We start from the raw sequence: 6,432 nt of genomic DNA on the forward strand, positions 1-6,432 counted from the left end.
TCCTATAATCGAATCCGCTTACCCAAGCCCCCGCCGAACCACGTGCTTACCCCGCACGCAGCAGGTTCCGGCCAGACCATCGGCATTATCCGCACCACACCGACGACTGTTCCTACCTTGAGCAGCGGCCGCGCCTCACTCCCACATCCCTGGGTGTTCGACCATAATAATTCGCTCCACTGGGGCACATGACTGTCAGGGATAACCGCATGACGACCAGCACGACTTATAGCGACGCGCCTACCCAACCGACGAACTCCGCCACCCGCGTGGCCACGGCGAGTTTTATCGGCACCGCCATCGAGTTCTACGATTTCTATATCTACGCCACTGCTGCTGCGCTGGTGATCGGCCCGGTGTTCTTCCCGCAGACGTCCGGCACCGCGCAGATGCTGGCGTCGTTCCTGACCTTCGGCATCGCCTTCATCGCCCGCCCATTGGGCTCAGCGCTGTTCGGCCATTTCGGTGACCGTATCGGGCGCAAATCAACCCTGGTCGCCTCGTTGCTGCTGATGGGTGTGTGCACCACATTGATCGGCTTGCTGCCGGGCTATGACAGCATCGGCGCCTGGGCTCCGATTCTGTTGTGTGTGCTGCGTTTCGGCCAGGGCCTCGGGCTGGGCGGGGAATGGGGCGGCGCAGCATTGCTGGCGACCGAGAACGCACCAAAGGGCAAGCGCGCCTGGTTCGGCATGTTCCCGCAATTGGGCCCATCAATTGGCTTTCTGGCCGCGAACGGCCTGTTCCTGACGCTGGCCATGACACTGAACGACGAGCAGTTCCGCTCATGGGGCTGGCGTATTCCGTTCCTGCTCAGCGCTGCGCTGGTGATGGTGGGCCTGTATGTGCGCCTCAAACTCCACGAAACCCCGGTGTTTGCCAACGCCATGGCACGTCAGGAGCGAGTGAAGATCCCGCTGGTCGAGCTGCTCAGCCAGTACTGGGCGCCGATGCTGCTGGGTGCCGGATCGATGGTGGTGTGCTATGCGCTGTTCTACATCTCGACAGTGTTTTCGTTGAGTTATGGCGTGTCGACACTCGGCTACAGCCGCGAAACCTTCCTCGGGCTGCTGTGCTTCGCCGTCCTGTTCATGGCCGCCGCCACGCCGCTGTCAGCCTGGGCCAGCGACCGTTACGGGCGCAAACCGGTGCTGATCATCGGCGCAGTGCTGGCGATTCTGTCGGGCTTCACCATGGAACCGCTGCTGACCCACGGCTCGACCTGGGGCGTGGCGCTGTTCCTGTGCATCGAGCTGTTTCTGATGGGTGTGACGTTTGCACCGATGGGCGCGTTGCTACCGGAGCTGTTTCCAACGCATGTGCGGTATACCGGCGCGTCGGCTGCCTACAACCTGGGCGGAATTGTCGGGGCNTCGGCGGCGCCGTTCTTCGCGACCAAGCTGGTGGCGATGGGCGGGCTGAGTTATGTCGGCGGGTATGTGTCGGCGGCAGCGCTGCTCAGCTTGATCGCNGTGCTGTGCCTGAAGGAGACGCGGCATAACGATTTGAATCGGGTTGCCTGATAAGACGCCATCGCGGGCAAGCCCGCTCCCACAGAATTTCAGGTGTGCACAAAATTTGTGATCAACCGAAAACCCTGTGGGAGCGGGCTTGCCCGCGATAGCCGCGACNCGGTTTAGAGTTCTACTACAACAGCCTTCGAAGCACGCGTTGCCTTAGCCCGAGCCGCCTCAATCGACTCATCCCGCGCCAACGCCACACCCATCCGACGCTGACCATTCACTTCTGGCTTACCAAACAGACGCAACGCCGTGTCCGGCTCGCTCAAGGCGGCGCCGAGGTTGGCGAATGCCGTCTGGGTGGACTGCCCTTCCACCAGGATCACCGCCGAAGCCGAAGGCCCGAACTGACGGATCAACGGAATCGGCAGGCCCAGAATCGCGCGAGCGTGCAGGGCAAATTGCGACAAGTCCTGAGAAATCAGGGTCACCAGGCCAGTGTCATGCGGGCGCGGCGACACTTCGCTGAACCACACCTGATCGCCCTTGATGAACAACTCCACGCCAAACAGGCCGCGACCACCCAGCGCCTCAGTGACCGCTTTGGCCACGCGCTCGGATTCCGCCAGGGCAATCGGGCTCATGGCTTGCGGCTGCCAGGATTCCTGGTAGTCGCCCTTCTCCTGACGGTGGCCGACCGGCGCGCAGAAGGTGGTGCCGCCGATGTGGCGCACGGTCAGCAGGGTGATTTCGTAGTCGAAGTCGATGAAGCCTTCGATGATCACGCGACCTTTACCCGCCCGCCCGCCTTCCTGGGCGTAATCCCAGGCTTTCTGCACGTCATCAGTGCTGCGCAGCAGGCTCTGGCCCTTGCCCGACGAACTCATCACCGGCTTGACCACGCACGGGAAGCCCAGGTCCTGCACGGCCTTGCTGTAGTCTTCGAAGGTGTCGGCAAAGTGGTACGGCGAAGTCGGCAGGTCCAGCTCTTCAGCGGCCAGGCGACGGATGCCTTCACGGTTCATGGTCAGCGACGTGGCGCGCGCAGTCGGGATCACGGTGAAGCCTTCGGCCTCCAGCTCCACCAGGGTGGCGGTGGCGATGGCTTCGATTTCCGGCACGATGAAGTGCGGTTTTTCCGCTTCGATCACGGCACGCAGGGCGGCGCCGTCGAGCATGTTGATCACATGGCTACGGTGGGCGACCTGCATGGCAGGCGCGTTGGCGTAGCGATCCACGGCAATCACTTCAACGCCCAGGCGTTGCAGTTCGATTACCACTTCCTTGCCCAGCTCACCGCAGCCACACAGCAAAACGCGGGTCGCGGTTGGCGACAATGGAGTTCCGATACGGGTCATCTCAGGTCCTCAAGAAGCGGATCATCGAGGGTCGCGGCGCCTGGCGCGCGTCCCATGGGGAGAAAGCGCGGCATTTTACATGAACCGCAAGGTTTGGCTTCAGCTGGCGACAGCCTGTTTGCGCAAGCGCCAGGCCATGATCAGCCACACGACCGTCACGCCGGCGAACTTGGAGCCCATGGCGGTAAGGATCACGGCCGGGGTGAAGGCATCGATCATGCCGAAGAAGATGAAGGTGTCGATGGGAATGCTCAGCGCCGAACTTATCCACAGGCGATCATGCAGCGGGCGCTTGGTGATGCTGAACACCAGCCAGTCGATGCACTCGGACACCGCGAATGCCGTGGCGCTGGCCAGCGCGATGGACGGATCGGAAGTGACATACGACAGGACCAGCGCTGCAAGCATGGCAATGATCGCGCCGTGGCCGAAACGGGTTTGCACCATGTCGCGCAGGATAAACACCAGGCCACCCCAGGCGGACCAGATAACGTCCAGGTGCGGGGCGGTGGAGAAAGCGAAGTTAATCAGCACGACACTGCTGATGTAGGCGATCAGGAAGAACATGGGGTGGCGGGATACCTGTCAATTTGGCGCACAGATTACTTTATCTCGGGCTCACAATTAACCCGGTGGCGAGGGAGCTTGCTCCCGCTGGCGCGCGAAGCGGCCCTGAAATCAGGGGGCGCGGTGTGTCAGGTTGAATGTGTTTGTCATCTATGGGGCTGCTTCGCAACCCAGCGGGAGCAAGCTCCCTCGCCACAAAAAACCTCATCAGCCACAAAAGCTCACAAGGCTCACAAGGCTCACAAGGCTCAGGAATCGGATCTGGAAGGCAGCATCCAGATCAACCCACTCGACTTCGCCCGCTCATGACACAGCCCCAACACCACTCGGCGCTCGGTGTTGTCCATGCGACTCCAGCGCGTAATCTCATCCACGGTGCGCTGGCACCCGGTGCAAATATCATCTTCGTCCAACGCGCAGATGTTCACGCATGGCGAGAGGACCGGTCGTTCGGTGGCGTTCATTCTTCCTGCTCGACCAGATCACGGGCGTAACGCTGCGAATTGTGCACATAGTGCGCAGCGCTGGCCTCCAGCATTTTCTTTTGCGGCTCGGTCAGCTCACGCACCACTTTGCCAGGCGAGCCCATGACCAGCGAACCGTCGGGAATCTCCTTGCCCTCGCCGATCAGCGAGTTGGCACCGATGATGCAGTTCTTGCCGATTTTTGCGCCGTTGAGAATCACGGCATTGATACCGATCAGGCTGTAATCACCCACGGTGCAGCCATGCAGCATGGCGTTATGACCGATGGTCACGCCGGTGCCCAGGGTCAGCGGATAGCCCATGTCGGTGTGCATCACGCTGCCGTCCTGCACGTTGCTGTTCTTGCCGATCAGGATCAGTTCGTTGTCGCCACGCAACACCGCGTTGAACCAGACGTTGGCGCCCTCCTCCAGCTTGACCTTGCCAACCAGCGTGGCATTCGGCGCCACCCAGCTGCGTGGATGAGTCTCGACGCGGGCGTCGCCCAGGCGATATTTCATCTTATTGTCCTCAAGGCTCAGGCAGCCGCGTTTCACGCCATACGAACGATGGCTTCAAGTATTGATATAGCTTTTGGGCGGGTGATGCAGACTGATCTCGTCGTCATAGAGCAGGTTGATCAGCTCGACAATCATGATCGCCGTCAGCCCCCAGATTTTGTACTCGCCGTAACGATAACTCGGCACGTACCAACTGCGCCCCTGGTAGTCGATGCGGTGGGTGTGTTCCCGCGGATCCTCACGAAAGAACTCCAGAGGTACGCTGAACACGGCGGCGATCTCGGCATCGTTGGCCAGGTATTCGACAAAGTCCGGAATTACCCCGACATAAGGCGTGACCTTGATGCCGTGCAAGGAGATCAGCGGGCTCAACGGGCCGATGACCTCCACTAGGCCGGGCGGCAAGCCGATTTCTTCTTCGGCTTCGCGCAGTGCGGTAAAGATCAGGTCCGGGTCTTCGGGGTCGCGTCGCCCACCGGGGAAGGCGACTTCTCCGCCATGGGTCGAGAGCCCGCTGGCGCGCAGGGTCAGAACCAGTTCCGGTTCGTCACTGCGGGTGATGGGCACCAGCACCGCGGCTTCGGGGAAACGTCGATCAGATTCCAGGGTACGCGGCGTGTGGTTGCTTACCCGGTGAAGTAGCTCGTCCAGCATGAGTCTTCTCGATTTATTCGCTACCTTGCATCATGCACCAATCGNTACCCGGTGAAGTAGCTCGTCCAGCATGAGTCTTCTCGATTTATTCGCTACCTTGCATCATGCACCAATCGCACCGGCCGCCCAACCCCATAACCACTGCATGTCGCTAAACGACAACTTGCCGACAGGCACCGCCGCACGCCAAGATAGGCGCAGCATTCAGGAACCCCAGCATGAAATTTTGCAGTCAGTGCGGCAACCCGGTCACCCAGCGCATCCCCGAAGGCGACTCGCGCCTGCGTTTTGTCTGTGACAGCTGTCAGGCGATTCACTATCAGAACCCCAACATCGTCGCCGGCTGCGTGGCGACCTGGGGCTCGAAAGTATTGCTGTGCCGACGCGCCATCGAGCCTCGGCTCGGTTACTGGACCCTGCCCGCCGGTTTCATGGAAAACGGTGAAACCATCGAGCAGGCAGCCGTTCGCGAAACGGCCGAGGAAGCCTGCGCGCGGGTGCGCAACCTGAGCATCTATACGCTGATCGACGTGCCGCACATCAGTCAGGTGCATGTGTTCTTTCGCGCGGAGCTGGTGGACCTGGATTTTTCCGCCGGTCCCGAGAGCCTGGAAGTGCAGCTTTTCGACGAAGCCGACATCCCGTGGTCAGAGTTGGCTTTCCGCACGGTGGGCCGTACCTTAGAATGCTTCTTCGCTGACCGGCGGACCGAGGTCTACCCCGTGCGATCCGAGTCGATCCCGCCGCTTGCTCAGCCTGCCATCACCTAAAGTCCTGGCTCCAGAATCACCTATAACTAAATAGTCGCGACACCTCTCAGGGATATCGTTTCAATGCGCTGGTTGCTTGCCGTGTTTTGCTTGTCGTTCGTCACCCTGTCACAGGCTTCCGTTGCGGAAACCCTGAACGGCAAAGTCATCGAAAAAGTTCTGGTGCTCAAATCCGCCCACCAATTGCAATTGATCAATGACGGCAAGCCGCTCAAGACCTATCGCATTTCCCTGGGCAAACGGCCCAAGGGACCAAAACTGATGGAAGGCGACAAACGCACGCCCGAAGGTTTCTATTGGCTGGACTGGCGCAAGACCAGCGACCGCTTCAACCTGGCCATGCACATCTCCTACCCGAATATCAGCGACTCCGCCCGTGCGCGCCGCGAAGGCGTGAGGCCAGGCAGCATGATCATGATCCACGGTACGCCCGACACCGAGGAATACCCGGAGCAGTGGTTCCACACCCTGGACTGGACCGACGGCTGCATTGCCATGCGCAACATGGACATGCGTGAGGTCTGGGGCCTGGTGCCGGATGGCACGATGATCGAGATTCGTCCGTAATCCTGTGGCGAGGGAGCTTGCTCCCTCGCCACACAAAGCCACCTGCTGCTCTCTAGCTACGTGTCTGACCG

Annotated in this window: 8 protein-coding genes; 3 read left to right on the forward strand and 5 right to left on the reverse strand. The window is 60.7% G+C overall.

Annotated features, from left to right (window positions below):
* The first annotated feature begins 209 nt into the window (after window positions 1-209).
* Window positions 210-1,523 carry an MFS transporter gene (locus tag B7L09_RS11780; RefSeq protein ID WP_094468945.1) on the forward strand — a complete coding sequence of 438 codons (1,314 nt, stop codon included), beginning with the start codon at window positions 210-212 and terminating at the stop codon, window positions 1,521-1,523.
* A 113-nt stretch (window positions 1,524-1,636) separates the two neighbouring features.
* On the opposite strand, the gene purT is transcribed toward B7L09_RS11780, so the two are convergent.
* The 5 genes from purT to B7L09_RS11805 all read right to left on the reverse strand — a co-directional run bounded on the left by purT (window position 1,637) and on the right by B7L09_RS11805 (window position 5,024).
* Entirely contained in the window at window positions 1,637-2,818 is a 1,182-nt protein-coding gene (purT, locus tag B7L09_RS11785) for a formate-dependent phosphoribosylglycinamide formyltransferase (RefSeq protein ID WP_014719785.1), read from the reverse strand.
* Between the two features lie 99 nt (window positions 2,819-2,917).
* Window positions 2,918-3,385, reverse strand: a complete 468-nt coding sequence (locus B7L09_RS11790) for a preQ0 transporter (RefSeq protein ID WP_094468946.1) — start codon at window positions 3,383-3,385, stop codon at window positions 2,918-2,920.
* A 248-nt stretch (window positions 3,386-3,633) separates the two neighbouring features.
* Window positions 3,634-3,849 (reverse strand): DUF1289 domain-containing protein, encoded by a 216-nt coding sequence (locus B7L09_RS11795; protein WP_094468947.1) that lies wholly within the window; start codon window positions 3,847-3,849, stop codon window positions 3,634-3,636.
* Window positions 3,846-4,370: a gamma carbonic anhydrase family protein gene (locus B7L09_RS11800; RefSeq protein ID WP_094468948.1), complete on the reverse strand. Its 525-nt coding sequence runs from the start codon at window positions 4,368-4,370 to the stop codon at window positions 3,846-3,848. The genes B7L09_RS11795 and B7L09_RS11800 overlap by 4 nt, the downstream gene beginning before the upstream one ends.
* 54 nt (window positions 4,371-4,424) lie before the next feature.
* Entirely contained in the window at window positions 4,425-5,024 is a 600-nt protein-coding gene (locus B7L09_RS11805) for a CoA pyrophosphatase (protein ID WP_094468949.1), read from the reverse strand.
* Window positions 5,025-5,242: 218 nt separating this feature from the next.
* Here B7L09_RS11805 and B7L09_RS11810 point away from each other — a divergent pair, with 218 nt between their 5' ends.
* Together B7L09_RS11810 and B7L09_RS11815 are read left to right on the forward strand one after the other, a co-directional pair.
* Entirely contained in the window at window positions 5,243-5,794 is a 552-nt protein-coding gene (locus B7L09_RS11810) for an NUDIX hydrolase (RefSeq protein ID WP_094468950.1), read from the forward strand.
* 63 nt (window positions 5,795-5,857) lie between these two features.
* Window positions 5,858-6,361 (forward strand): L,D-transpeptidase family protein, encoded by a 504-nt coding sequence (locus B7L09_RS11815; protein WP_094468951.1) that lies wholly within the window; start codon window positions 5,858-5,860, stop codon window positions 6,359-6,361.
* Window positions 6,362-6,432: the final 71 nt, after the last annotated feature.

The sequence above is a fragment of the Pseudomonas mandelii genome (assembly GCF_002251635.1).
Lineage (GTDB): Bacteria > Pseudomonadota > Gammaproteobacteria > Pseudomonadales > Pseudomonadaceae > Aquipseudomonas > Aquipseudomonas mandelii_B.